We start from the raw sequence: 24,818 nt of genomic DNA, 5'->3' as shown, positions 1-24,818 counted from the left end.
CCGGTAGTCTCAATCTGCAGGCAGAGACTGTCGTGCCGAAATTCCGGAGCGACCTTCGCTAGAAACCGAAACCATCATCAATTGGAGGCATCTCAGCCATATCAGCCGGCGAGCAAGTGCAGCAGAAGCAACGCCTGACGATGCTGCGTTTGCTGTTTAGCTGATCGAGCACAGGATGTAGCCAAAAGGAACGGCCCTGCGCTCAAGGCCAGGCGATGCGTGGTCATACCCAGGGCCCAGCGAACAGCCGCATTGCACGCCGGCACGCGCTGATGCCGTTCGACACCGGCACCGCAATGCATGGCAACAGCAGCCAACACCACGCCATCCGCAACTCCAAGATGCCTGCATAGACCTGAAAGTAGCGCCGAGGCGGCTTTAGGGCCTGCATGCCAGTGGACGGGTCATGCCTGCAAGTGATCGCACTGCACGTGTGATGCTGGGTAGCGCCGTCCGCCTGGACAATCACTTTGACCACTGCAACCACACGGAGCATCCGAGCGTGCGAAGCAGATGGAGCGATATCTTCTACTTGGCGAACGCACAAATGAAAACACCCGCAAATCAGGGATTTGCGGGTGTTTTTTGAACTGGCGGAGCGAGAGGGATTCGAACCCTCGATAGAGCTTTTGACCCTATACTCCCTTAGCAGGGGAGCCCCTTCAGCCGCTCGGGCATCGCTCCAGTTTTTGCATCCTGCCGCGGTGTCTCGTGGCAGGCCGCGAAGAATACCGGGTAAGAGGGGCTAACGTAAACCCTTTTGAATCAATCAGTCCGAACAATCGTCGTTGTGATGCGCACCGGACGCAACCGGCTCGTCACCGCGCTGGATGCGCTGATAGATTTCTTCGCGATGCACGGCAACATCCTTAGGCGCGTCAATGCCAATGCGCACCTGATTTCCCTTGACGCCGAGCACGGTCACGGTGACCAAGTCGCCGATCATCAGGGTTTCGCCTACTCGGCGAGTGAGGATCAACATTTTGCAAATCTCCTGGAACTGGCAGGTATCCCACCAGCATCGGCGGCCTCCTGAATGAGACGCGCCCTAGGTAAAGGGGATAAAGACCAGAAATGGTAGCGGGACATCCTGCCAGCCAGCAAGGCTTGGCAGGACAAGTGTTCAGCCCAAGTGTTGCTTGACCCAGGAGGGCACGCCTTGGAGCGCAGTCGCAAGGGCGGGCCCGTCCTCGCCACCACCCTGGGCGAGATCCGGACGGCCACCGCCCTTGCCCCCGATCTGACTGGCGATATGGCCAAGGAGTTCCCCTGCCTTCACCTTGCCAGTTGGGCTGCCGTTCACGCCGGCCACCAGGGCGACCTTGCCGCCTGCAGCGCCGGCCAGCACGATCACCGAGTCGCCCAATTGTTGTTTCAGGCGATCCATGGCCTCGCGCAACGCCTTGGCGTCGAATCCCTCAAGGCGCACCGCAATCACCTTGACGCCTGCCACGTCCACCGCGCTGGCGCCGAGGTCGGCGGTCGCGCCGGATGCAAGCTTGGCTTTGAGCGACTCCAGCTCGCGCTCCAGGCGCTTCTGGCGATCGGTCAGCGCCCGCACCTTGTCGACGATCTCGGTGCTGTTGCCGCCGAGCAGGTTTGCGGCCTCACCCAGACGACGCTCCTCTTCAGCCACGTAGTCGAGTGCGCCCTGCCCTGTCACCGCTTCGATGCGGCGCACGCCGGAAGAGACGCCGCCTTCAGAGGTGATCTTGAACAAGCCGATGTCACCGGTGCGGCTGACATGGGTGCCGCCGCACAGTTCGGTCGAATAGCCGCCCATCTTGAGCACGCGTACGCGCTCGCCATACTTTTCGCCAAACAGCGCCATCGCACCGAAGTCCAGGGCCTCCTGCATGGCCATGTTGTGCACTTCAACGCTGTGGTTGGTGCGCACTTCCGCATTGACCTTGCGCTCGATCACTGCAAGTTCTTCCGCAGTGATCGGCTGGAAATGCGAGAAGTCAAAGCGCAGGCGATCCGGCGCCACCAGCGAGCCCTTCTGCTGCACGTGGGTCCCCAGCACCTCGCGCAACGCGGCATGCAGCAGATGCGTGGCCGAGTGGTTGAGGATGGTCTTGCCACGACGCTGCACATCGATACCACCGGACAACACGTCGCCAAGTTTCAGTGCGCCCTCCGCGATACGCCCGACATGCCCATGGAATTGGCCAGCGAACTTTTGTGTGTCGGCGACCTCAATACTGACGTCCGTGCCGCTGAGCTGACCGCTGTCGCCGACCTGGCCGCCAGATTCGGCGTAGAACGGCGTGCGATCGGTGAACACGATGACCTCATCACCGGCCTCGGCACGGTCCACCGGCCGCCCCTGCTTGAGCAACGCGACGACCTTCAGCGCGTCAGCATCCTGGGCTTCGTAGCCAAGGAACACGGTCGGCGCCATGGTGGCCACCAGATCCGCAGGCAGCGCCACGCCGCCACCGAATTTGCCTGCCGCGCGCGCGGTTTCGCGCTGACGCTCCATGGCGAACTCAAAGCCCTCCATGTCCACGCGCATTCCGCGCTCACGTGCGATGTCGGCGGTGAGATCGACCGGGAAGCCGTAGGTGTCGTAAAGACGGAACGCATCCGCGCCCGGAATGATCTCCTGCGAGCGCGACGCGACGTCATCGAAGATCTTCATGCCAGCGTCGAGCGTCTCGGCAAACCGTTCTTCTTCGGCCAGCAACGCACGCGCCACGGTCTCCTGCGCGACCACCAGCTCGGGATAGGCCTCGCCCATCAGCTCGACCAGCGTGGGCACCATCTTGCTGAAGAACAGCTGGCGGACGCCCAGCATCCAGCCATGCCGCAACGCGCGACGGATGATCCGGCGCAGCACATAGCCACGCCCTTCATTGGATGGCAACACGCCATCCACGATCAGGAACGAACAGGCGCGGATGTGATCGGCGATCACCCGCAGCGACTTGTTTTCCAGATCCGCAATGCCGGTCAGCGCGCTGGCCTTACCGATCAGCGCCTGGAAGACGTCGATTTCGTAATTGGTGTGCACGTGCTGCAGGATGGCGGCCAGCCGCTCCAGGCCCATGCCGGTATCCACGCACGGGGCCGGCAACGCCACCAGGGTGCCGTCTGGCTGGCGATCGAACTGCATGAACACCAGGTTCCAGATTTCGATGAAGCGGTCGCCGTCTTCATCGGGCGAACCCGGTGGGCCGCCGGCGATGTGATCGCCATGATCGAAGAAAATTTCGGTGCACGGACCGCAGGGACCGGTGTCGGCCATCTGCCAGAAGTTGTCCGAGGCATACGGCGCGCCCTTGTTGTCGCCGATGCGCACGATGCGGCTTTCCGGGATGCCGATCATGTCGCGCCAGAGTTCAAAGGCCTCTTCGTCGGTGTGGTACACCGTGACCAGCAAGCGATCAGCCGGCAGCTTCCAGACCTGCGTCAGCAGCTCCCACGCCCAGGCAATGGCGTCCTTCTTGAAGTAATCACCGAACGACCAGTTGCCCAACATCTCGAAGAAGGTGTGGTGGCGCGCGGTGTAGCCCACCGAATCCAGATCGTTGTGCTTGCCACCGGCACGCAGGCAGCGCTGCACGTCCGCGGCACGCACGTAGCTGCGCTTTTCCGCGCCAAGGAAGACATCCTTGAACTGGACCATGCCGGAATTGGTGAACAGCAAGGTTGGATCGTTGCCCGGCACCAGCGGCGCGGATGGCACGATGGTGTGGCCCTTCCCCTCGAAGAACGCGAGGAAGTCACTACGGATCTGGGAAGTGCTGAATTTGGCGGGTGCGTTCATGGGCTGGCATTGGGCGGGCGGTGGTCCCGGTCACCCCATGAGATGTGGGCGCAGAGGAGCGGAACAACCTGAAACCACGAAGGGTAGCAGGCCTGACGCCCTCAGTCCTCAAGGTCGAAGCGTGTTGCCAGCCGAATGCTGTTGCCATCGAAGCCGCGCCGCGCCAGCAGGTCGGCAGCCTTGCGCCGCTGTGCCAAGTCAACCGGCCCATCCTCGCCGAAACGACGACGTATCAGATCGAGTGCGTTTTCGGTCCAGTCCCCTTCGAAGGTTGCCATCGCTGCACTGACCGCGTCGCTATCCAGGCCGTGGGTTCCAAGTTCTGCGCGGATGTGCAACGGCCCATACCCCGAACTGGCCCGGTTACGGACCACCGAGGCTGCAAAGCGTACATCGTCCTGCCAGCCCTCGCCTGCGAGCCGCTCAACGGCGGCCTGTGCGGCCTCGGGCTCGATGCCACGCGCCTGCAACTTGCGGTTCAACTCTTTTTTGGAATGTTCACGGCGCACCAGTAATCCCAGTGCACGTTGGACCGGCGTCTGTTCCTTGAACCGACGTCCCCGCTTCGGTGCGGGCGCTTGCTCACTCATCGTGACGTGTCCCGAAGGTAAATGCGCCGTCCGTGGCGCCCGCCCTCCTGGCTTTCGATAGAACTACCGCGAGGAGCGACGGCACTGACTCCGCCGTCCCCGCGATAGGGAAAACTCACTCGCTCTCGGTCTCGCCGGCTTCACGCGGCGCCTCGGCGGGCTGGAACTTCTCGCGCAGCTCGGCTTCGAGCTTGATCGCCACCTGCGGGTTGTCGCGCAGATACCCACGGGCGTTGTCCTTGCCCTGGCCGATGCGCTCGTCGCCGTAGCTGTACCAGGCACCTGCCTTGTCGACCAGCTTGGCTTCCACGCCCATATCGATCAGCTCACCCTCGCGGCTGATGCCTTCGCCGTACAGGATCTCGGTGATGACCTGCTTGAACGGAGGCGCCAGCTTGTTCTTGACCACCTTGATCTTGGTCTGGTTGCCGATGATCTCGTCACCCTTCTTGATCGCACCGATGCGGCGGATGTCCAGGCGGACCGAGGCGTAGAACTTCAGCGCATTGCCGCCGGTGGTCACTTCCGGGCTCTGGCCCGGCATCATCACGCCGATCTTCATGCGCAGCTGGTTGATGAAGACCACCAACGTGTTGGAGCGCTTGATGTTGCCGGTGAGCTTGCGCAGCGCCTGGCTCATCAAACGGGCCTGCAGGCCGGGCAGCTGATCGCCCATCTCGCCTTCGATTTCGGCCTTTGGGGTCAGCGCGGCAACCGAGTCGATCACCACGATGTCCACCGAGCTCGAACGCACCAGCATGTCGGCGATTTCCAGCGCCTGCTCACCGGTATCCGGCTGCGACAGCAGCAGGTCATCGACATTGACGCCCAGCTTGGCGGCATAGATCGGGTCCAGCGCATGCTCGGCGTCGATGAAGGCCGCGGTGCCGCCCAGCTTCTGGCATTCGGCAATGGCCTGCAGTGTGAGGGTGGTCTTGCCCGAGGATTCCGGCCCGTAGATCTCGACCACGCGGCCCTTCGGCAGGCCGCCGATCCCCAGTGCGATGTCCAGCATCAGCGAACCGGTCGGGATGACCTCGACGGCCTCGATGACCCGGTCGCCCATGCGCATCACCGAGCCTTTGCCGAATTGCTTTTCGATCTGGCTCAGGGCGGCGGAAAGGGCGCGCTTCTTGTTCTCATCCATCTGGGTGATCCTCGTCAGTGATTTCGGTATGGGGCTAATGTAGCGGCGGTGTATCGCACGGACTGAGACTGCCTGCGACACACTTAGATTAGGGAGGCCAACCTGGTGGCGGCAGCGGGAAATTCTGCGCTACCGGCTCGGGAAACGGCCAGCGCATGCATCGGCGCAGTGCTCAACGGTTGGGCCGCAACAGGCCGCAATACAGGCCCTCGATGGCGAAATCCTGATCCGGCAGCACTTCGATCGGCGCGTAGTCTGGATTGCGCGGCAGCAGTCGGATGCGGTCCTTGCCGATCTTGAGCAGCTTGACGGTGATCTCTTCGTCGATCCGGGCCACCACGATCTGCCCCGAGCGGGCGTCGCGGGTGCGATGCACGCCGATCAGGTCGCCGTTGAAGATGCCTTCGTCGCGCATCGAATCGCCCTGCACCTTGAGCAGGTAATCCGGCGATGGCGAGAAGAAGACCCGGTCCAGCACCACGAAATCGTCCGACCCGATGTCGGCACCGATCGGCAGCCCGGCCGCCACGCGCCCCAGCACCGGCAAGCGCAGCACGTCATCGCGAACCGGCTCCTCTGCAGGGGCGGCCCTGGCGTGCGCAGCGGCGCCGGCAAGCCGGATACCACGCGCCTGGCCCGGCACGCGACGGATGGCGCCGGCCTGCTCCAGCGCCTCCAGATGGTATTGCGCGGCGCGCACGCCCTTGAAGCCGAATGCCCGCGCGATCTCGGTCTGCGAGGGCGGTACGCCATCGGTCTCGATCCGCTCGGCGATGAGGGCGAGGATTGCTTGCTGGGTATCGGTCAGGCCCATGGTTAGTAGTATTACTACTAACGACCGTGCGCGCAAGCGATTGCTTGCTCCGCCGCAGGGACCGCGTCAGCGGCGGCTGCGCCAGATCGAGAACAGGATCCAGACCCCGCACAAGGCCGCGCCGATGAACCCGCTGACGCCCAGCGCCAGCAGCCAGCGGCTGGCAATGCCGCCAACGCTGTTCATCACGATCGACGAGCCAATCACCAATGCGGCGGTGACGATTCCCATGGTGAGGCGGTTGGCGGCGCGGTCGACCTGCTCGCCGAATTCGCGCAAGGCTCGCGTTTCCACATGCAGCTGCAGCTTGCCGCGTCGCGCGGCCTGGATCAGCCGCTTGAGATCGCGCGGCAGATCGCCGATCAGATCAATCGCCCCGGTCACCGTACGCCGGCCACGCCGCAGCATCGCACTGGGCGCATACCGCTGCAGCACCACGCGTTCGAGATAGGGGCGCGCTTCGCTAGCCATGTCGAAATCCGGGTCGAGCTGGCGCCCCATGCCTTCCAGGGTGAGGAAGGCCTTGATCATCAGCGCCAGGTCCGATGGCAACGTCAGCCCGTGATCGCGCAGGATGGCAGTGACATCGCCCAGCATCGCGCCGATACGCAGCTCCTTGAGCGGTACGCCACGATAAGCATCGACGAAGGCGCCGATGTCCTGTTGCAGGCGCGGCTCGTCGATGTCCAGGCTGGTGCCTGCCCATTCCAGCAACACGTCGATCACCGACTCGGCGTCGTAGCTCACCATGCCGTGCAACAGTTGCGCGACCTGGAAGCGGCGCTGTTCGGAAATGCGCCCGACCATGCCGAAGTCGATGACCGCGATGCGCCCGTCGCGCAGATAGAAAATATTGCCGGGATGCGGATCGGCATGAAAACAGCCGTCCTGCAGCACCATCTTCAACACGATGCCGGCGCCGGTGCGTGCCAGCGCCTTGCGGTCCAGGCCGGCGGCATCCACAGCAACAAGATCGCGCCCGGGAATGCCGTCGACGAAGTCCTGCACGTTGAGCGACTCGCAGGTCCATTCCCAATGCACGGCGGGAATGAGGATCTGTGGATCGTTGGCGAAGTTGGCGGCGATGCGCTCGGCATTGCGGCACTCGGCGGCGAAATCGAGCTCGCGGCGCAGCGACAGCGTGAACTGCTGCACCACTTCGGCGGGGCGATAGCGCTTCAGATCCGGCGCGCGGGTTTCGACGATTTCGGCCAGCCGTGCGAGCAGACGCAGGTCGGCATCGATGGTGTCGCCGATGCCGGGGCGCCGGATCTTGAGCACCACCGCGGTGCCGTCGGCCAGCCAGGCGCGATGCGTCTGCGCCAGCGATGCGGCCGCCAGTGGCTCTTCATCCAGCCGCGCGAAGACCTGCTCCGGTTCCATTCCCAGCGCGGCCACCAGTTGCGGGCGGATGTGTGCGAACGGCAGCGCCGGCACGGCGTTCTGCAGCTCGCTGAGTTCCTCGATCCAGTCTGGCGGCAACAGATCCACGCGCGTGGCCAACACCTGCCCAAGCTTGACGAAGGTTGGACCGAGCTCTTCCAAGGCGCGACGGACACGCGTGGCCGCGGACATGCGCAGACGGCCTTCGGCATTGGTCCAGTGCAACAGCCGGCCCGCACGCTCCAGCACGTCGGCCAGGCCGATCCGCCGCACCACATCGCCGAAGCCATAGCGGATCAGGACGGATGCGATTTCCTGCAGGCGCCCAAGGTCACGGACGGTGCCAAGTGCTTCCCACATCAGCGTGCTCCTTGCGACGCAGCGATTGCGCAACGCAGCGACGCAGATGCCTGGACACTGCCCTGCACTTTGACTCGCCATAACGCAGCGGCCGCGCGCGTACGCGGAGCGATCAGCAGCGCGGAGCCCACCGCATCAGCACGCAGTGCCATCCACACAGACTGTTGAAAGCGAGGCGCATGCCGCAGCACACGCATGCGCGCACTGGAACGCCGCAGGCCCGTGGCGAGCGACGGCGCGACGAGCGCGCGCAACGAGAAAGCAGGAGACAAACGCATGGGTCACGCACACGGGAACGATATACGTTTGTAGCCGATCCGCCCGCATCTGTCGCCTGCGCAGCTGAAGCAGACGCCGCACCCAGCCCTTGGATTACCCAGGCCACGCAGCGCGGAAGCGCGTGCAGGCAGGCGCTGCACCTATCTCAGTAGCGCAAGCGCAGCGTCATGCCGAAGGTGCGTGGCGCACCCAAAAATGCATTCCACGAGCCGGCCTGCAGCGGTGCATCGATGGCCACCTGCCGATAGGTGACATTACCAAGGTTCTCTGCCCAGGCTTCCAGTTGCCAGCGTTTATCGCTGGCGCCGATGCCCAATCGCGCGTTGACGATGGTGTAGGACGGCTGCAGCTTCTGCGGATCCAGGTCGGTGCCGACGTTGTAATCGGAGCTGTACTTGGCGCCCAGATTGGCACGACCGATCAGCTGGCTGCCGATCGCGTGTTCGTAGCTCAGCGCGAGGTTGCCAGACAAGCGCGGCGCAAAACTCGTACGGCTGCCGGGCAGCAATGCCAGGTCCGCATCGGGCAGGCGGTCCTGACCGTAGGCGGTATCCGTATAGCTGAGGCCACCTTGCAGCATCAGGCCGGGCAACCCCGTCTGCCACAGCACTTCCGCGTCCACGCCTTGCGAGATCACCGTGGGAATGGCGCGCACCACGAAGCTGGTGCCCAGAAAATTATTGAGCTGGAAGTCGCTGAAATCCTGGTAGAACAACGCGGCGTTCAGTAGCAGGTTGCCACCCAACCACGTGGTTTTGGCGCCAAGCTCGTAACTGTCGACGAACTCGCCCGGGAAGGCGGTGTCGTCCACTGGCACGATGCCTTGCACGCCCGTGGACAAACCGTCAGCAGATTGCACGCGGTCCAGGTTGAAGCCGCCAGCCTTGTAGCCGCGCGCCGCCGACACATACGTCATCAGCGCGTCGTTCCAGCGATACGCCAGCTTGGCAGTGCCGGACCATTCGCGCTCCGTCAGTTGTTGCTGGGTCCTGCGGCCGTCATGCGCCACATTGCTCCACGGCAGGCAGCTAAAGCCCACCACTTGCGGAGCGATGCTCGGCACGGCTGCTGCCGGTACGCCACGCGCAGTCAGCGCCGCACCAATGCGTCGCGCCGCAGCCGGATCCAGCTGCCCGTTCGCGGCGAAGTAGCTCGCGCAGGCTGGGCTGCCATCCGGGTTCTCGAACGAGGAAGCCAGCGCTTTGTGTTCGTAGGTGTAGCGCAGCCCCACCACCACATCCAGCGCATCGGTGGCATGCCAGGTATTGTTGGTGAACACGGCAACGCTCCGGCCATCCTGGCGGAAGCGGTCCTGGCTGCCCTGGCCGCGAAACAGCGAACCGGTGGGCAGGCCGGTGGCATCGGCGAGAAAGCGCGGTGCATCCGCACGTGCGGCCAGCGCCGGATTGATGCGTCCTAACAGCGCCGTGGAGAGGTACGGCTCGTAGGCCGTTCCAAAGCGGTACGACTCGTTGCGATGCACGGTTTCATCGGCGTAAAACGCGCCCACCATCCAGTCCAGCTGCTCACTGGAACCGGCCAGCCGCAGCTCCTGGCTGAAGGTTCTGAACCCGGTGAGCATTTCATCCTGCTGCGGTGCGCGGTACAGCACGTCTGCGGCACTGAAATCGAAATCCAGGCCGTTGACCGAGGTCCAGTCACGTAACGCGGTGATCGACGTCAGCACCGGCGCGCCCAGCCAGGGCGTGGTCCAGTCCACCTGCGCCGACACCCCACGGTCGCGAATGTCCTGCGCGGTGCTGCGATTGCTGTAGGCCAGCCGCCGGGACGGATCCGCCTGCCCGATGGTGCCCTGCCCGCCTGGCGTCAGCGCGTTGAGGATCGCGGCGGTCGGCCCACGCTCGGTGGTGACGGTGACACAGCAGTTCTCGTTGCGATTGGTGGCATCGGCGGCGATATTGATGGCCAGTTCATGCGACGGCTCCCACAGCAGCTGGATGCGGCCGGTCTCCAGATTCTGGTCGCCGTCGTCGGTCGCCGTGCGCGGGCCGGCACCAGTCACGACATTTTCAAACCCGTCGCGGCGGCGTTTGGCGGCATAGACGCGCAGCGCGCTGGTTTCTCCCACTGCATCGTTGAATGCCGCAGCCAGACCGAACGCTCCGTAGTTGCCGGCCGTCAGTTCTGCTTCCGCGCTACGCGTGAAGCTGGGGCGGCGCGTCACCACATTGATGACGCCGGCCGAGGTGTTCTTGCCGAATACGGTGCCCTGAGGACCCTTCAGCACCTCGATGCGTTCCAGCTCGCCGAGGTCCGAGAACCCCACACCGTTACGCGCACGCGGCACCCCGTCGATCACCACGCCCACCGAAGATTCCAGGCCTGCGTTATCGCCCACCGTGCCGATGCCGCGGATACGTGCAGTGGTTTGCGCAGCGCTCTGGGTACTGGTGACGATCAATCCCGGCACCAGCACCTGCAAATCCTTGATGTCGTGGACGCCGTTGTCCAGCAACAGTTGCTCGGGCAGCACCGAAACGATGATCGGTACGTCCTGCAATGCTTCTTCGCGCTTCTGCGCAGTGACCGTCAAGGCGGCCAAGGTCGCTGGTTCCGTGCGTTCGGCAGGCGCGTCACTCTGCGCTTGTGCGTACAGCCAGGGCGCGTGCGTCGCTACGAAGATGGCAAGCGCAAGCCTGCCACCGCGTCGGTGATCGATATGCATTGGGTTTCCCGGCGGTGAGGCGGTGAGACGCTGCGACTGCATCATGCGGCGACGGCCGCGAGATATGTCACAAGCAACGCTACCGTTCGCGCATCTACGCAGCGGGCGCATGACCGAATCCATCGCTCGCGCGACGAACGCCAGGCGACTCCGTGCTCGCTTGTGTGAGCACGGCCGCGGTTTACAGCAGCCATCAACCCGACTGCGCGGCCGACAGGTGAGCGCGGCCGGCGCTCGGAATTCTCATGTGCAGCCTTAGCACTCCGGATCCTATGCGCCGTCCGAGCTCGCCTGCCAATTGCTTGCTACGTTTTGTCAGCCACTCTTAGATCGGTCGTGACCTCGCAGGATGCGGTACTGCCGCTGCTTACATGCAACGCGAACGGCCTCTCGCGCTGAGGCGCGGCCTTACAACTACCGGGTATTCGACACTTCAGGGATGACGGCGCCGCAGCGCGTGCCTGGAGCACCTGCAAGGCAGCGCGCCGTGCAGCAGTGCGCAATGCGCGTGCTAAAGCAGCGCGCTCAGGCCACGTAGCGCAGCGGCCACCGTCTGCCGACGTACCGCGTCGCGGTCGCCGCTGAAATGGAACAACTGCGCAGTGGCATAGCCGCCGCGCCGCTTCCAGCCGATCCAGACCGTGCCGACTGGCTTGTCGTCGCTTCCACCACCGGGGCCGGCAATGCCCGTTACGGCGACGGCGATGCTGGCGCCGGAATTCACGAGCGCGCCGGAGACCATCTCGATCACCGTCTCGCGACTCACCGCACCATGTACTTCCAGCGTCTGCGGCCGCACACCAAGCAAGGCCTGTTTGGCCTCGTAGCTGTAGGCGGCCATGCCGCACTCGAACCAGTGCGAAGAGCCGGCCACGTCGGTCACCGCCTTGGCAATCCAGCCGCCGGTGCAGCTCTCGGCGGTGACCAGGCGCTCGCGCGCGGCAAGCAACTGCTGCCCCAACACCTCGGACAGCTGCTGCAATTCGGAATCGGTGGACATGGACATGGGCACGGCGTGTGGGGAATCGACGTTTTAGCCCAATTCATCGCCAATGTCTGCGGTGAGACCAGCACAGGACGGGTTACTGGGCGGCCGCGGTTCAGTGGCTACATGCGCAGCGCGTCGCCACTGCCCCGACGCGGGCTGCACCAGAAAAGAATAGCCACCGCGTCAACCGACCAAGCTGGCCGTCTGCTAGCCGCAGACACGCCTATAGCTCTTTGCGAGATTCTCGGCCGCGTGTGCGATGCGCATTGCGGGGCCGCAGGCGACCACAGGAAGGTGGATCTGCCGCTAACAGACTCCATCGGTCGCCAGCGCGCACCCCAGGCGCGTTACGCGATGCTGCGGAAGCAACGGATGACATGCGATGCCGGAGCGGCCGCATCGCAGCGGCCGCACCGTCATGCATCAGGTCTCCCAGTCCTCACGGCGATCCGGCAACAACGCGCGCAGCGGTGCACCGTCTTCGCCGGCGGCAAGACGTTCGGCTTCGACATAGGGCAAGTCGACTTCCAGCAACCAGCCCTCCTCGTCCACCTGCTCGCTACGGATCACTTCCAGCTGATGCAGCTTGGAGCGCAGACGACCGGCAGAGGCCGGCAAGCGGAGCGAACCGGTGATGTGGCGCAGGTCCAGCCGATGGCCCAACGCACGCTGCAGTTCTTCCAGGCCACGTCCATCACGCGCAGAAATCCAGACGCGCTCGCGGCGTGCCTGGTCGGGGATGCCGTCCTGCGCGTCATGGCGCACCTCGGCGCCCTCGATCTTGTCGATCTTGTTGAACACCAGCAGCTGCGGCAGATCGCCTGCACCGACGGCCTGCAAGACCTCATCGACCTGATGGATGCGTTCTTCGCGCAACGGGTCCGCCGCATCAACGATATGCAACAGCAGATCCGCATCGCGCGCTTCGGACAAGGTCGACCGGAATGCAGCCACCAGTTCGTGCGGCAGATCCCGCACGAAGCCCACCGTGTCGGCCAGCACCGCGCTGCCACCTGGCAAGGCAATGCGCCGCACCGTGGGGTCGAGCGTGGCGAACAGCTGGTCGGCCGCGTAGGCATCGGCGCCGGTCAACGCATTGAACAGCGTGGACTTGCCAGCATTGGTGTAGCCCACCAGCGCAATCCGCGGCAATTCGCTGCGCATGCGCGCACGACGCATCTGGGTCCGCTGCACTTCGACTTTTTCCAGCCGCTTCTGCAGCTGCTCCACACGCTTCTGCAGCAGGCGGCGGTCGGTTTCCAGCTGGGTTTCGCCCGGGCCGCGCAGACCGATCGCACCGCCGCGCTGACGTTCCAAGTGAGTCCAACCGCGCACCAGGCGCGTGGCCATGTGGCGCAGCTGCGCCAGTTCCACCTGCAACTTGCCTTCGTGGCTGCGCGCGCGTTGCGCGAAGATATCCAGGATGAGCCCGGTGCGGTCGATCACGCGCCGCTCCAGATACCGCTCGAGGTTGCGCTCCTGGCCCGGCGACAAGGTGTGGTTGACCAGCACCAGATCCGCGCCGGTGGCCTCGGCCGCAGCCTTGACCTCTTCCAGCTTGCCGCTGCCGATCAATGTCGACGGGCTGGGTTTATCGATGCGCGCGGTGAGCGTGGCCGCTACCGTGGCGCCCGCCGACTTGGCAAGCTCGGCGAACTCCTCCAGCACATCCTCTTCGGCAGGCCCACCGGAGTGGGTCTGAATCAACAACGCGTGTTCACCCTTGCGTGAGCGATCAAACACGCACTACTCCATCATTGCTCGACGTCGTCATCTTCCGCCTGGTTGTTTTCATTGGATTGCACATAGCCGCCACCCGGGCCCACGCGCACGTTGCGCGCCGGAACAACGGTGGAAATGGCGTGCTTGTAGACCATCTGGCTCACGGTATTGCGCAGCAGCACCACGAACTGGTCGAACGATTCGATCGTACCCTGCAACTTGATGCCGTTGACCAGATACACAGAGACCGGCACCCGCTCGCGACGCAGCGCGTTAAGGAATGGATCCTGTAAAGATTGCCCCTTGGCCATCGAAAAATCCTCTTCATTATTGTTCTTATGATTCCGGTCGACCCTGCTTTCCCCAGCCGGTCCCGGAAACGGGATGTTACACGGCTGAAGGCTGCTGCATAGTGCGCCGTTGGCCGAGGAAGCCGGCAACCGCCTGTTCCAATTGACCGCGATCACGCTCCGGGTCGAACCAGCGCGCGTCGAGCTCGCCACGCAGCCAGGTCAGCTGCCGCTTGGCCAGCTGCCGGGTGGCCTGCACTGCCTTGTCGCGGAACTCGGCCAGGCTGCCGGCCCCATCCAGATACTCCCAGGCCTGCCGGTAGCCCACTGCCCGCACCGCCGGCAAATCCAGTGGCGCCGCCACCGCGCGCATCTGCGGCAACGCGCGCAGCTGCTCGACCTCGGTCAGGAAGCCGTCCGCCAGCATCACGTCCAGGCGCATGGCAATGCGTGCATGCAGCACGGCGCGTTGCCGGGGCGCGAGCACCAGTTTGAGCACCCGCACCGGCGCACGTGGGCCCGCTGGTCGCGTCTGCCAGTAGCTGATCGGCTTGCCGCTGATGCGGTAGACCTCCAGCGCACGCTGGATGCGTTGCCGGTCGGTGGCATGGATGCGCGCGGCAGCAACCGGATCAATCCGTGCCAGCTGCGCATGCAGTGCCCCCCACCCCACCTGCTCGGCTTCAGCAGCGATCGCCAGCCGCACCGCGGGGTCGGCTTCGGGCATCTGCGCCAGCCCCTCCAATGCCGCACGGAAATACAGCCCCGTCCCGCCCGCCAGGATCGGAATCTTGCCGCGCGCTACGATCTGCGCCATGGCGGTGCGCGCGTCAGCGGCAAATTCCGCCGCCGAATAGACCTGCCACGGATCGCGCAGGTCGAGCAGATGGTGAGGAACCGCCGCACGCATCGCCGCGTCCGGCTTGGCTGCACCGATGTCCAGACCGCGGTAGACCAGCGCGGAGTCGACACTGACGATCTCACCGCCCCAGCGCTGCGCCGCCTCGATCGCCAGTGCCGTCTTGCCGCTGGCGGTCGGGCCCATCACGGCGATCGCAAGCGGGCGCTGGTCGGCTGCCATCAGTCCTCGTCCGGCCAGCGAATCGTCGGCGCCGCAGGTGCTGCCGCGCGCGGGGTGGGAATTGCAGCCACCGCACGCCATACCTTCAACGCATCCACGGTCGCCGCCACGTCATGCACGCGCAGCAGTTGCGCGCCCTGCTGGGCGGCGATCAGATGCGCGGCCACCGAGCCATGCACGCGGTCGGCCGCAACCTGGCGACCGGTCAATTCACCGATCGTGCGCTTGCGCGAGAATCCCGCCAGCACCGGCAGGCCAAATTCTTGCAGCCGCTGCAGTTGCGCCAGCACGGTGAGGTTGTGCGCGGTGCTCTTGTCGAAGCCGAATCCGGGGTCGAGGATCAGCCGACGCTTGTCGATGCCGGCCATTTCCGCAGCAAAAATACGCTCGGCCAGAAAGCGATGCACCTCGGCCACCACATCGTCGTAATGCGGCTCGGCCTGCATCGCATGCGGTGCGCTGCGCGCATGCATCAGCACCACCGGCACCGCGAGTTCCGCAGCCGCCTCCAGCGCGCCCGGCGACCGCAACGCGTGTACATCGTTGATCATGCCCGCGCCCGCGCCGACTGCGGCGCGCATGACCTCGGGCTTGTAGGTGTCCACGCTGATCGGCACAGCGGTCTGCGCGCTCAGGGCCTGGATCACCGGGATCACCCGCTGCAGCTCCTCTTCCACCGATACCGCATTGGCGCCAGGCCGGGTGGATTCACCGCCCACATCCAGCACCGCCGCACCTTCTGCGACCAGTCGCAGCCCATGGGCCACCGCCGCGTCCACCGTCGTGTGCTGACCGCCATCGGAGAACGAGTCCGGCGTGACATTGACGATGCCCATCACCTGCGGGCCATCCAGGCGCAGGAGGCGGCCGGCGCAGTTCAATTGCGGTGTGGTGTCAAACATCGGCAATTCTCGATCAGGAAGAAGGATCCGCATGCGCACTTGGCATGCAGCCGTGCGCGCATTTCGCCGCGCAGCATCTTGTCGCGGAACGCGGTGACGCGTGGTTGAGACAGCGGCAACCTCAGCCCCGCTTACTCACTGGCGTGGGGCGGGCATTGTCGCGCAGCGCATCGGCCTCTGCACATCATCCCTGCACTTGCCATCGGTGGCGCAGGAGCCACTGACATTGGACCGGCAATTCAATCCACCACAATGCAACAAGGCCAGGATCGCTCCTGGCCTTGCGCGTTTCATGCAGCTGACCACCAGGCGTTACAGCTGCTCGGCAGGACCTGCGATCGGCGGCAACGGACGCGGGCTACCCTTGTCGTTGTTGTTGCCACCGTCCTTGTCGGACTTGCCCCAGCCAGCTGGCGGCGGCGGGTCGCGGCCTTCCATGATGGCGTCGATCTGCGGTACGTCGATGGTCTCGTACTGCAACAGCAGCTGCGACATCGCATGCAGCTTGTCCAGATTCTCCGTGAGGATGGTCTTGGTCTTGCTGTACGCCTTGTCCAGGATCGACCGCACCACTTCGTCGATCTTGCGTGCGGTCTCATCCGAGACGTTCTTGTGCTGGGTCACCGAACGGCCCAGGAACACCTCGTCCTCTTCCTCGCCGTAGGCCACCGGGCCGAGTTCATCCGAAAGGCCCCACTTGGTGACCATGTTGCGGGCCATCTTGGTGGCGCGTTCGATGTCGTTGGACGCACCGGTGGTGACCTTGTCGCCGCCGAAGATCAGCTCTTCAGCAACGCGGCCGCCATACAGCGAGCACAGCTGCGATTCGATCGCCACGCGATTCATCGAGTAGCGGTCGCCTTCCGGCAAGTACATCGTCACGCCCAGGGCGCGACCACGCGGAATGATCGTGACCTTGTAGACCGGGTCATGCTCGGGCACCAGGCGGCCGACAATGGCATGACCAGCCTCGTGATACGCAGTCAGGGTCTTCTCGTCCTCGCTCATGGCCATCGAGCGGCGCTCGGCACCCATCAGGATCTTGTCGCGTGCACGGTCGAAGTGGTCCATGCGGACTTCCTTCTCGTTGCCACGTGCGGCAAACAACGCAGCCTCATTGGCCAGATTGGCCAGATCGGCACCGGAGAAGCCCGGGGTACCACGTGCAATCACCAGCGGCACGACGTCGTCGGCCAGCGGCAGCTTGCGCATGTGCACGCGCAGGATCTGCTCGCGGCCCTTGACGTCCGGCAGGCCGACCACGACCTGACGGTCGAAGCGACCCGGACGCAGCAACGCCGGATCCAGCACGTCAGGACGGTTGGTCGCAGCAATCACGATCACGCCTTCGCCGCCCTCAAAGCCATCCATCTCGACCAGCAACTGGTTGAGGGTCTGCTCGCGCTCGTCATGACCGCCGCCCAGACCGGCACCGCGATGACGGCCCACCGCATCGATTTCGTCGATGAAGATGATGCACGGGGCATGCTTCTTGGCCTGCTCGAACATGTCGCGCACGCGGCTGGCGCCGACGCCCACGAACATTTCGACGAAGTCCGAACCGGAGATGCTGAAGAACGGCACCTTGGCTTCGCCGGCGATCGCCTTGGCAAGCAACGTCTTGCCCGTACCCGGCGGGCCCACCATCAAAACGCCGCGCGGAATCTTGCCACCCAGCTTGGTGAACTTGGTGGGATCGCGCAGGAAGTCGACCAGCTCGCCCACTTCTTCCTTGGCTTCATCGCAGCCTGCGACGTCAGCGAAGGTGACCTTGACCTGGTCTTCGCCCTGCAGCTTGGCGCGCGACTTGCCGAAGCTCATCGCCCCCTTGGCGCCGCCGCCACCGCCCTGCATCTGGCGCATGATGAACAGCCAGAAGCCGATGATCAGGATGACCGGCAGGAAGTTGAGCACCAGCGACCAGAAGCCCGGCCCGGTGGACGGCTTCTGGCGGGTCATTTCGATGTTCTTGCTGTACAGCACGTCGACCAGCTTGTCGTCGCGCGGACCGTAGACGGTGGCTTCGCTGCCGTCGGTGCGCTTGAAGCGGATCGCGTTGACGGCCAAGTTGGTCTCATCGGTGTAATCCACCGACTTCACCCGGCCCGAATCCACTTCCTTCAGGAACTGGGTGTAGGTGATCGAGTCAGGGCCCACTCCGCCGGCCATGCGCGGCGAAAAGCTCTGGAAGACGACCATCAACACAACCGCGACGACCACCCATAGCAGCAGATTCTTGGTCAAGTCGTTCATCCTCATTGGCTCCGGTGCCCTCTACTCTTCTATTCTTGAAAAAACAATCATCGTAGGCAGCTTACTTGATCTGGGCACGCTTGCCCTGACCGAGCACATAAACTTCCGCGGAGCGCTTTCGCGAGGCCGCCGGCTTGCGAATCGTCACCTTCTCATAGCGGCGGCGAAGCTCACGAATGTAGTCGTCGGACCCTACACCCTGGAACAGCTTGATCAGGAACGCCCCGCCTACCTTGAGGTGGGTGTCGGCAAATTCCATGGCCAGTTCCGCCAGGTGCATCATCCGCGGTTGGTCGACCGCATCCATACCGCTCTTATTGGGGGCCATATCCGACAGAACAAGGTCTACCGGCACATCGCCCAGCATGGCCTCGAACTCCGATAGGACGGCCTGCTCCCTGAAGTCGCCGTGAAGGAACTCCACCCCGGCCAGCGGCGGCATCTCCAGGATGTCCAGCGCCACCACCCGGCCGCTTGCCCCCATCGACTTGCGCACCTGCTGAGACCACCCTCCCGGCGCCGCGCCCAGGTCCACCACCACCATGCCGGGCTTGAGCAGGCGGTCGCGCTGCAGCAGCTCTTCCAGTTTATAGGCGGCACGCGAGCGCATGCCTTCGGCCTGGGCCTTTTTGACGAAGGGGTCGGCGAAGTGTTCCTTGAGCCAGCGCTGGCTGCTTTTACTACGGGAAGGCATTGGCAAAGGGGTCCGAACGGGCCGCCATGATACCCTGAACACCCTTTGCTTCCTTTCGATCCTGCATGTCCATCGTTCTAACCTCCGCCCAGAACCGTTTCCTGCGCGGCCAGGCCCATGATCTCAAAGCACTGCTGCAGACCGGCGGCAAGGGCGTCACGCCGGCGTTCGTGGCCGAGCTGGAAGATGTGCTCGAACGCCACGAGCTGATCAAGGTGAAGGTGGCAGCGGAAGACCGTGAAACCCGCGACGCGTTGATCGCCGAGATCATCGAACACACTGGCTGCGCGCTGGTGCAGCGCATCGGCCATGTCGCCATCCTGTACCGCCCCAGCAAGGAAAAGCGACAGATCGTGCTGCCGCGCGGCTGACCCGACGAGTTCTGCCATGCCTTTGAACCAGGAACACCCCGACTACACTTACGCGCTACGCGCGGCCGATGGCCGCCACGCCAAGGTGAACGAGCAGATTCTGCAGCAGAGTTTCATCCTGATGCCCGACGAGCTGGTGGAACACTGGCCCGTCCCCTCGCTCGGCCAGCTGCAGCCTGCCCACATGGACGCCGTGCTGGCGCTGAACCCGGCAGTGATCCTGCTGGGAACCGGCGAGCGCCAGCAGTTCCCGTCTACGGATGTCCTGGCCGCCTGCCTGACCCGCGGCATCGGCCTGGAAGCCATGACCAACGCGGCGGCGGCACGCACCTACAACGTGCTGGCCAGCGAAGGCCGCCGGGTGGCGCTGGCGATGATCGTAGGCGGGTGAGTTCGGGATTCGGGATTCGGGATTGCCTGCCGAAGCACTGGTCGCTGTCAAGCAAGCCATGCCACTTCGCTGAAGCGCTCTTGATGACGCGCAGAATTCGCGCCTTACCTTAGCGCCTCAGCCCAGGGCCGTTACGATTCCCGACTGCCCATTCCCAATTCCCGGCTTCACTTCTTAGGCAAATACAGCAGCGGGTCAACCGGCTTGCCGTTGTAGCGGATCTCAAAGTGCAGCATGTCGCGGGCGGCGCCGCTGCGGCCCATCTCGGCGATCTGCTGCCCGGCCTTCACGCTCTGGCCTTCGTTGAGCAGGCGCTTGCGGTTGTGGCCGTAGGCCGACAGCCACTGATCGTTGTGCTTGATGATGATCAGCTCGCCGTAGCCGACCAGGCCGGCGCCGGAATACACCACAACGCCGTCGGCGGCGGCGCGCACGGCTTGCCCGCTGGCACCGGCAATGTCCACGCCTTGCTTGGTGGTCTCGCCGGTGACGAAGGTCCCCACCACCACGCCGTCGGCCGGCCAGCGCCAGCTGAAGCCGCTACTGACCGGGGCCGCAATCGGTGCGGCCGGGCGCGGCGGAACCACGGTGCCGCCACTGGCCACCGGTGCACTTGCACCAGGCTTGCTCGCGCCGGGCGGATACAGCTTGAGCGTCTGCCCGGGGTAGATCGTGTTCGGTGAAGACAGCCCGTTCCAGGCAGCCAGGTCCGGCGCGGTGATATTGGTGCGGCGCGAAATCGCATACAGCGTGTCGCCGCGCTGCACGGTCACGGTTGCACCGGGACGCGGCACCGACGGACGCGGCGCGGCACTGGGCCGCGAAGCGCCACCACCACTGCCCGAGTTGGGCGAACGCACCACTGTCGCGCTGCTGCAGGCCGTCAGCCCTGCCGCCACTACCAGCATCACCGCTGTCTTGCGTACCAATTTCATCTGCGCCCTGCTCATCCGTTCGTTGCCTTCCACACCAGCCAGCCGGCCACCACCGCCAGGACCGCCATCGCCACCCAGCCCAGGGGTTCGATCCAGCGGTGCAGCGCGGCTTCCGCGCGCGCGCCGCCAAGACGGATCGCGCCGGCCACCAGGTACACGCGCTTGCCGCGCCCCACCAGCATGCTGGCGATGAACGGCAGGATCGGCACGCCGACCACGCCCGAGGCCCAGGTAAAGATCTTCAAGGGAATGGGCGTAAAGCCCACGATCACCAGCAACCAGAACGCCTTCCACGGCGATTCGGCCACCACCTGCCGCAGGTTCTGCACCTGCTCGTCGATGCGCGCGCTCCAGCCCAGCCACTCGATCAGCGGCTGCAAGGCAGCGAACGCGAAGTGGCCAAGCAGATAGCCCACCAGCGCACCGCTGAGCGATCCGATCAGGCTCAACGTGGCGAACCACAGCGCGCGTCGCGGCTCTGCCAGCGACATCGGCGCCAGCATCACTTCCGGCGGGACCGGAAAGATGAAGCCCTCGACGAAACTGAGGCCGGTCAGCAGCGCTGGTGCGCGGCGGTGGCGGGACCAACGGATGGCCACGTCGTACAACGGCCCGAATATCTTCATCGAGAAACTCTCATGGGTTCAATCCAGCATGCCCGACAACAGAGGGACGAACGTGACCGGCGCCAGAACCTCTTGCGCGATCTCGCCATCGGCGCCGCGCGTCAGCTGCACCAGTGATTGCGACGAGGCACCACCGACCGGGGCCACCAACCGGCCACCGACCGCCAGCTGATCGACCAAGGCATCGACCAGCGCCGGCGCGGCCGCGGTGACCACGATCGCATCATAGGGTCCGTGCTCCGGCCAGCCGATCCGGCCATCGTCGTGCTTGCTGCGCACGTTCATGCCCAGATGGCGAAAGCGCTTGCGCGCCTGGCGCAGCAGATCGCCGATGCGCTCGACGGTATAGACCTCCAGGCCCAGTGCCGCCAGGATCGCGCCCTGGTAGCCAGAGCCGGTGCCCACTTCGAGCACTTTCTTCGGCGCCACCTGCAGCACCGCCTCGGTCATGCGCGCGACCACCCATGGCTGGGAAATGGTCTGGCCATGGCCGATCGGCAGCGCAGTGTCTTCGTAAGCGCGCGAGGCCAGCGCTTCATCGATGAACAGGTGACGCGGCACGGTGCGCACGGCGTTGAGCGTGGCTTCGTCCTGGATACCGGACTCGCGCAGACGCTCGACCAGACGGTCGCGCACCCGCTGCGAGGTCATGCCGATTCCCACCGATTCCGGTTGCAGGCGCAGCCGCGGGGTCATGCCGGCGCGTCCAGCGCGGCGGTCAGGCCGCCGACCCAGCCGGCCACGGTGTCCAGCGCCTGGTAGCGGGTGAGATCGACGTGGATCGGCGTGATCGAGATATGCCCGGTGCGCACGGCGTGGAAGTCGGTGCCGGCGCCGGCATCCTGCTCGGGACCGGCCGGGCCGATCCAGTAGACGGTACGGCCACGCGGATCGTTCTGCGGCACGCACGGCTCGGACCGATGCCGGTTGCCAAGACGCGTCACTTCGAACCCGAGCACATCCGCCCAGGCCAGATCCGGCACGTTGACATTGAGGATGGTGTCGGCGGGCAATGGATCGGCCTTCAACCGCGCCACGATTTCCACCGCGGCGCGTGCGGCGGTCTCGAAATGATGGGCTTCGTGATTCTGCGTCACCAGCGAGACCGCCACTGCGGGCAGGCCGAGAAAACGCCCTTCCATCGCAGCAGACACCGTGCCCGAATAGATCACGTCGTCGCCGAGATTGGCGGAATTATTGATGCCCGAGACCACGATATCCGGGTCGTAATCGAGCATGCCCGTGAGCGCCAGATGCACGCAGTCGGTGGGTGTGCCGGCAACCGCGCAGGTTTGCGCGTCGATGCGGCGGGTGCGGATCGGCACATCCAGGGTCAGCGAATTGCTGGCACCAGAGCGATCGCGATCGGGCGCGACTACCATCACTTCATGACCGGCGCGTCGCAGCGCCTCGGCCAGAATCTGGATGCCGGGGGCGTCGACACCGTCGTCGTTGCTAACCAGTACGCGCATGGGACTCCTCGGAAAACCCGGCCATGATACCGGATGCGTCCGTCCGCTTCGCGCTTGATCTTCGCTTGCGCCTGAGGTTGGGCAGGGTACGCTGTGACGATGTCGCATCCTGAAGACGAAGACGACGGCGCGCTGTTCCGTGCAGCCATTGGCGAAGTGAAGCCGATCCGCGCCGTTGCGCCGCCCGCCAACACCAAGCCGCGGCCAAAGCCGCGTGCGCGTATGGCCGAGCGCGACGAAGCCGAGGCGCAGAGCGAATTTGCGCGCCTGCTGCGTGATTCTTCGCCGCTGGAAGCTGGTGACACCGCCAGCTACCGCCGCGATACCCTGCCCGCGCGGCTGTTCCAGCGACTCAAGCGCGGGCAGTTTTCGGTGCAGGACGAACTGGACCTGCACGGCGCCACTGCCGTACAAGCCGACGCCTTGCTACGCCAGTTTTTGCTCGAGGCGCATGCACACGAGCACGGCTGCGTGCGCATCATCCACGGCAAGGGCCTGCAATCGGACAGTGGCGCACCGGTGCTGAAGAATCTGGTCGACCGTGTGCTGCGTCAGCGCAACGATGTGCTGGCCTTCCATTCCGCACCGCCGACGCAAGGTGGAACCGGCGCCTTGCTGGTGTTGTTGGCACGACGTTAGAGCAGCTATCAAAACGACTGCGCAGCCGCCAGGCGGGCGCGGCCGGTGCTCAAAATCGGCATGTACCACTCCTGCACACCAGCTCTTCCGCGCCGTCCGCACCCACCTGGCGGCTGCTCGCTACGTTTTGATAGCCACTCTTAGTCGCACCTATCATGCAGCGTAGGAGCGGGCCCGGCCGCGATGAGGCGTTGTCGGTAACGCCTCATCGCGGCCAAGGCCGCTCCTACGGGAATGCTAGTGCTTGGCGTACCACTCAGCCCTCGGAACGCGACTGCGGTGCAACGCGCGCTGCATCGACGACCTCGCCCAGTTCCCACAACACCGCAGTCGCGTAGCAGCCCGGTGGCAAGGCGAAGGTGAGCTGCAGCGTCTGCGCGTCCAGCCAGGCATGTGCCAACCCCTGCGGACGCAGCCGCAGCGCGCGGCGCTCCTGCTTGAGGCCGGCCGCTTCCAGGCCCGTGCGCAACGCAAGCGATTGCGGATCCGACAGTGCCGCCTGTTCAATCGCCGCGGCATCAGCGCTGCAGCGTAATTCGCCGGCGCCCCACAACGGGCCGCTGGGATGAATGTCGAAACGCGCCAGACGCTCGGCCAACACCTCGCTCCAGGGTTCGGGACCGAACACGCTGCGTGAGCCGTCCAGCATCCAGGCCTCGCCGTCCAGTGGCGCATCCCAATTGCCCTGTTCCACGCGCGCAGTCAGCACCTGGTTGAACAGTGCCGAGCGTGCTGCCGACAACAGCAGCGAGCGTTGATCGTTGCGCAGGCGCCGTTTGGGTGCGGGCGCGAGCGTGCCATCCGGCTGCCGCGTGTGACCGAACATCGCCAATGCCGCGGCGACATTGCCACCATCGCGGCCGAAGCGCTGCTCGCCAAACCAGTTGGGGATGCCGCGCGCAGCGATCGCGTGCAGGCGCGCATCAATGACCGCCTGATCGCCCACCACCTCACGCAGCGTCAGCACGAAGCGATTGCCGTGCAAGGCGCCGCGCTGCAGCTTGCGGTTGTGCCAGGTGTGCTCCACCACCTGCATGTCGTCATCGTCCAGCGCACTCAGGTCCGGGGCGATGCGCTTGGGCAGATGCACGCTGAAGCGTTGCGTGGTCACCGCGTGGCGGTCCTTCAGACCCGCGTAGCCAATGCCCATCTCCGCAATGCCGGCCCACTGCGCCAAACGCTTGGCCACGTAAGCGGTGTTCTGGCCACGCTTGCGCACGGTCAGCAGCAGATGCTCGCCTTCACCCGATGCATCGAACGCGGGCAACTCATCAACCTGGAAATCCTCGGCAACGCTGCGCATTGCCGCAGTGAGCACCGCGGCGCCATGCGCGCGCGGCAAAACGGGTGAATCGCTCATGGGAAAGTCCAGTGAGATGCGACAGGTGACGTCCGCATGCTGCCGGCATCGCCGGCGTCAGAA

General features: G+C 64.8%; 22 protein-coding genes, 1 tRNA gene and 2 other RNA genes. 5 read left to right on the top strand and 20 right to left on the bottom strand.

The annotated features are described in order from the left end of the window. Nucleotides 1-591: 591 nt before the first annotated feature. The 8 genes from XCC_RS09010 to XCC_RS08975 all read right to left on the bottom strand — a co-directional run bounded on the left by XCC_RS09010 (nt 592) and on the right by XCC_RS08975 (nt 11,031). A tRNA-Ser gene (locus XCC_RS09010) sits at nt 592-684 on the bottom strand. 85 nt (nt 685-769) lie between these two features. Continuing rightward, the gene (gene csrA, locus XCC_RS09005) at nt 770-982 is read right to left on the bottom strand and encodes a carbon storage regulator CsrA (RefSeq protein ID WP_011036902.1); all 213 of its coding nucleotides are present in this window, start codon (nt 980-982) and stop codon (nt 770-772) included. Between the two features lie 141 nt (nt 983-1,123). Further along, nucleotides 1,124-3,772, bottom strand: a complete 2,649-nt coding sequence (gene alaS, locus XCC_RS09000) for an alanine--tRNA ligase (protein WP_011036901.1) — start codon at nt 3,770-3,772, stop codon at nt 1,124-1,126. 101 nt (nt 3,773-3,873) lie between these two features. Then, a complete protein-coding gene (gene recX / locus XCC_RS08995) occupies nt 3,874-4,362 on the bottom strand; it encodes a recombination regulator RecX (RefSeq protein ID WP_011036900.1) in 489 nt (162 codons plus the stop codon). A gap of 115 nt (nt 4,363-4,477) precedes the next feature. Beyond that, complete coding sequence (gene recA, locus XCC_RS08990) at nt 4,478-5,509, bottom strand: recombinase RecA (protein ID WP_011036899.1); 1,032 nt, start codon at nt 5,507-5,509, stop codon at nt 4,478-4,480. A gap of 172 nt (nt 5,510-5,681) precedes the next feature. Then, entirely contained in the window at nt 5,682-6,323 is a 642-nt protein-coding gene (gene lexA / locus XCC_RS08985) for a transcriptional repressor LexA (protein ID WP_011036898.1), read from the bottom strand. A gap of 66 nt (nt 6,324-6,389) precedes the next feature. Continuing rightward, on the bottom strand, nt 6,390-8,066 hold the full coding sequence (ubiB, locus tag XCC_RS08980) for a 2-polyprenylphenol 6-hydroxylase (RefSeq protein WP_011036897.1): 1,677 nt from the start codon (nt 8,064-8,066) through the stop codon (nt 6,390-6,392). A 424-nt stretch (nt 8,067-8,490) separates the two neighbouring features. Next, nucleotides 8,491-11,031, bottom strand: a complete 2,541-nt coding sequence (locus XCC_RS08975) for a TonB-dependent receptor (protein ID WP_011036896.1) — start codon at nt 11,029-11,031, stop codon at nt 8,491-8,493. 245 nt (nt 11,032-11,276) lie between these two features. On the opposite strand from XCC_RS08975, the gene XCC_RS08970 reads away from it, so the two are divergent. Beyond that, nucleotides 11,277-11,352: non-coding RNA, sX9 sRNA (locus XCC_RS08970), on the top strand. A gap of 190 nt (nt 11,353-11,542) precedes the next feature. On the opposite strand, the gene XCC_RS08965 is transcribed toward XCC_RS08970, so the two are convergent. The 7 genes from XCC_RS08965 to rlmE form a co-directional block, all read right to left on the bottom strand. Then, a complete protein-coding gene (locus XCC_RS08965; RefSeq protein WP_016945236.1) occupies nt 11,543-12,037 on the bottom strand; it encodes a CinA family protein in 495 nt (164 codons plus the stop codon). Nucleotides 12,038-12,442: 405 nt separating this feature from the next. Then, nucleotides 12,443-13,762, bottom strand: coding sequence for a ribosome rescue GTPase HflX (gene hflX / locus XCC_RS08960; protein WP_011036894.1), 1,320 nt, complete (start codon nt 13,760-13,762; stop codon nt 12,443-12,445). An 11-nt stretch (nt 13,763-13,773) separates the two neighbouring features. Then, nucleotides 13,774-14,052, bottom strand: a complete 279-nt coding sequence (gene hfq, locus XCC_RS08955) for an RNA chaperone Hfq (RefSeq protein WP_011036893.1) — start codon at nt 14,050-14,052, stop codon at nt 13,774-13,776. A 76-nt stretch (nt 14,053-14,128) separates the two neighbouring features. Next, nucleotides 14,129-15,112: a tRNA (adenosine(37)-N6)-dimethylallyltransferase MiaA gene (gene miaA / locus XCC_RS08950; RefSeq protein ID WP_011036892.1), complete on the bottom strand. Its 984-nt coding sequence runs from the start codon at nt 15,110-15,112 to the stop codon at nt 14,129-14,131. Continuing rightward, on the bottom strand, nt 15,112-16,014 hold the full coding sequence (gene folP, locus XCC_RS08945; protein ID WP_016945234.1) for a dihydropteroate synthase: 903 nt from the start codon (nt 16,012-16,014) through the stop codon (nt 15,112-15,114). Before folP ends, miaA begins: the two co-directional genes overlap by 1 nt. Nucleotides 16,015-16,326: 312 nt before the next feature. Further along, complete coding sequence (ftsH, locus tag XCC_RS08940; RefSeq protein ID WP_016945233.1) at nt 16,327-18,267, bottom strand: ATP-dependent zinc metalloprotease FtsH; 1,941 nt, start codon at nt 18,265-18,267, stop codon at nt 16,327-16,329. 61 nt (nt 18,268-18,328) lie between these two features. Next, nucleotides 18,329-18,961 (bottom strand): 23S rRNA (uridine(2552)-2'-O)-methyltransferase RlmE, encoded by a 633-nt coding sequence (gene rlmE, locus XCC_RS08935; RefSeq protein WP_012438562.1) that lies wholly within the window; start codon nt 18,959-18,961, stop codon nt 18,329-18,331. 65 nt (nt 18,962-19,026) lie between these two features. Here rlmE and yhbY point away from each other — a divergent pair, with 65 nt between their 5' ends. After that, a complete protein-coding gene (gene yhbY / locus XCC_RS08930) occupies nt 19,027-19,332 on the top strand; it encodes a ribosome assembly RNA-binding protein YhbY (RefSeq protein WP_011036888.1) in 306 nt (101 codons plus the stop codon). Between the two features lie 16 nt (nt 19,333-19,348). Then, nucleotides 19,349-19,723 carry an Mth938-like domain-containing protein gene (locus XCC_RS08925; RefSeq protein WP_011036887.1) on the top strand — a complete coding sequence of 125 codons (375 nt, stop codon included), beginning with the start codon at nt 19,349-19,351 and terminating at the stop codon, nt 19,721-19,723. Between the two features lie 167 nt (nt 19,724-19,890). Here XCC_RS08925 and XCC_RS08920 read toward each other — a convergent pair whose 3' ends face one another. Genes XCC_RS08920 through surE form a run of 4 tightly spaced genes read right to left on the bottom strand, consistent with a single transcriptional unit; the run spans nt 19,891 to nt 22,756 of the window. Then, nucleotides 19,891-20,673 carry a peptidoglycan DD-metalloendopeptidase family protein gene (locus XCC_RS08920; RefSeq protein WP_029628973.1) on the bottom strand — a complete coding sequence of 261 codons (783 nt, stop codon included), beginning with the start codon at nt 20,671-20,673 and terminating at the stop codon, nt 19,891-19,893. After that, the gene (locus XCC_RS08915) at nt 20,670-21,284 is read right to left on the bottom strand and encodes a YqaA family protein (RefSeq protein WP_011036885.1); all 615 of its coding nucleotides are present in this window, start codon (nt 21,282-21,284) and stop codon (nt 20,670-20,672) included. Before XCC_RS08915 ends, XCC_RS08920 begins: the two co-directional genes overlap by 4 nt. A gap of 18 nt (nt 21,285-21,302) precedes the next feature. Beyond that, the gene (locus XCC_RS08910; RefSeq protein ID WP_011036884.1) at nt 21,303-21,980 is read right to left on the bottom strand and encodes a protein-L-isoaspartate(D-aspartate) O-methyltransferase; all 678 of its coding nucleotides are present in this window, start codon (nt 21,978-21,980) and stop codon (nt 21,303-21,305) included. Continuing rightward, nucleotides 21,977-22,756: a 5'/3'-nucleotidase SurE gene (gene surE, locus XCC_RS08905; protein ID WP_011036883.1), complete on the bottom strand. Its 780-nt coding sequence runs from the start codon at nt 22,754-22,756 to the stop codon at nt 21,977-21,979. Before surE ends, XCC_RS08910 begins: the two co-directional genes overlap by 4 nt. A 99-nt stretch (nt 22,757-22,855) precedes the next feature. On the opposite strand from surE, the gene XCC_RS08900 reads away from it, so the two are divergent. Beyond that, nucleotides 22,856-23,395: a Smr/MutS family protein gene (locus XCC_RS08900; protein WP_019237727.1), complete on the top strand. Its 540-nt coding sequence runs from the start codon at nt 22,856-22,858 to the stop codon at nt 23,393-23,395. Nucleotides 23,396-23,455: 60 nt separating this feature from the next. Then, a non-coding RNA gene (locus XCC_RS08895) (sX9 sRNA) lies at nt 23,456-23,531 on the top strand. Nucleotides 23,532-23,651: 120 nt separating this feature from the next. Here XCC_RS08895 and truD read toward each other — a convergent pair. Next, nucleotides 23,652-24,755 (bottom strand): tRNA pseudouridine(13) synthase TruD, encoded by a 1,104-nt coding sequence (gene truD, locus XCC_RS08890; RefSeq protein WP_011036881.1) that lies wholly within the window; start codon nt 24,753-24,755, stop codon nt 23,652-23,654. Nucleotides 24,756-24,818: the final 63 nt, after the last annotated feature.

The sequence above is a fragment of the Xanthomonas campestris pv. campestris str. ATCC 33913 genome, from assembly GCF_000007145.1.
Taxonomy (GTDB): domain Bacteria; phylum Pseudomonadota; class Gammaproteobacteria; order Xanthomonadales; family Xanthomonadaceae; genus Xanthomonas; species Xanthomonas campestris.
Note: the sequence above shows the minus strand (reverse complement) of the source record. Positions and strands in the feature narration are given on the sequence as shown.

Coding starts and splice junctions, on each gene's coding strand:
- XCC_RS08915 (WP_011036885.1), bottom strand. CDS start 21,284: ATGAAGATATTCGGGCCGTTGTACGACGTGGCCATCCGTTGGTCCCGC.
- XCC_RS08965 (WP_016945236.1), bottom strand. CDS start 12,037: ATGTCCATGTCCACCGATTCCGAATTGCAGCAGCTGTCCGAGGTGTTG.
- recA (WP_011036899.1), bottom strand. CDS start 5,509: ATGGATGAGAACAAGAAGCGCGCCCTTTCCGCCGCCCTGAGCCAGATC.
- truD (WP_011036881.1), bottom strand. CDS start 24,755: ATGAGCGATTCACCCGTTTTGCCGCGCGCGCATGGCGCCGCGGTGCTC.
- recX (WP_011036900.1), bottom strand. CDS start 4,362: ATGAGTGAGCAAGCGCCCGCACCGAAGCGGGGACGTCGGTTCAAGGAA.
- ubiB (WP_011036897.1), bottom strand. CDS start 8,066: ATGTGGGAAGCACTTGGCACCGTCCGTGACCTTGGGCGCCTGCAGGAA.
- alaS (WP_011036901.1), bottom strand. CDS start 3,772: ATGAACGCACCCGCCAAATTCAGCACTTCCCAGATCCGTAGTGACTTC.
- XCC_RS08920 (WP_029628973.1), bottom strand. CDS start 20,673: ATGAGCAGGGCGCAGATGAAATTGGTACGCAAGACAGCGGTGATGCTG.
- folP (WP_016945234.1), bottom strand. CDS start 16,014: ATGTTTGACACCACACCGCAATTGAACTGCGCCGGCCGCCTCCTGCGC.
- XCC_RS08900 (WP_019237727.1), top strand. CDS start 22,856: ATGTCGCATCCTGAAGACGAAGACGACGGCGCGCTGTTCCGTGCAGCC.
- hfq (WP_011036893.1), bottom strand. CDS start 14,052: ATGGCCAAGGGGCAATCTTTACAGGATCCATTCCTTAACGCGCTGCGT.
- lexA (WP_011036898.1), bottom strand. CDS start 6,323: ATGGGCCTGACCGATACCCAGCAAGCAATCCTCGCCCTCATCGCCGAG.
- surE (WP_011036883.1), bottom strand. CDS start 22,756: ATGCGCGTACTGGTTAGCAACGACGACGGTGTCGACGCCCCCGGCATC.
- rlmE (WP_012438562.1), bottom strand. CDS start 18,961: ATGCCTTCCCGTAGTAAAAGCAGCCAGCGCTGGCTCAAGGAACACTTC.
- ftsH (WP_016945233.1), bottom strand. CDS start 18,267: ATGAACGACTTGACCAAGAATCTGCTGCTATGGGTGGTCGTCGCGGTT.
- XCC_RS08925 (WP_011036887.1), top strand. CDS start 19,349: ATGCCTTTGAACCAGGAACACCCCGACTACACTTACGCGCTACGCGCG.
- miaA (WP_011036892.1), bottom strand. CDS start 15,112: ATGGCAGCCGACCAGCGCCCGCTTGCGATCGCCGTGATGGGCCCGACC.
- XCC_RS08910 (WP_011036884.1), bottom strand. CDS start 21,980: ATGACCCCGCGGCTGCGCCTGCAACCGGAATCGGTGGGAATCGGCATG.
- XCC_RS08975 (WP_011036896.1), bottom strand. CDS start 11,031: ATGCATATCGATCACCGACGCGGTGGCAGGCTTGCGCTTGCCATCTTC.
- yhbY (WP_011036888.1), top strand. CDS start 19,027: ATGTCCATCGTTCTAACCTCCGCCCAGAACCGTTTCCTGCGCGGCCAG.
- csrA (WP_011036902.1), bottom strand. CDS start 982: ATGTTGATCCTCACTCGCCGAGTAGGCGAAACCCTGATGATCGGCGAC.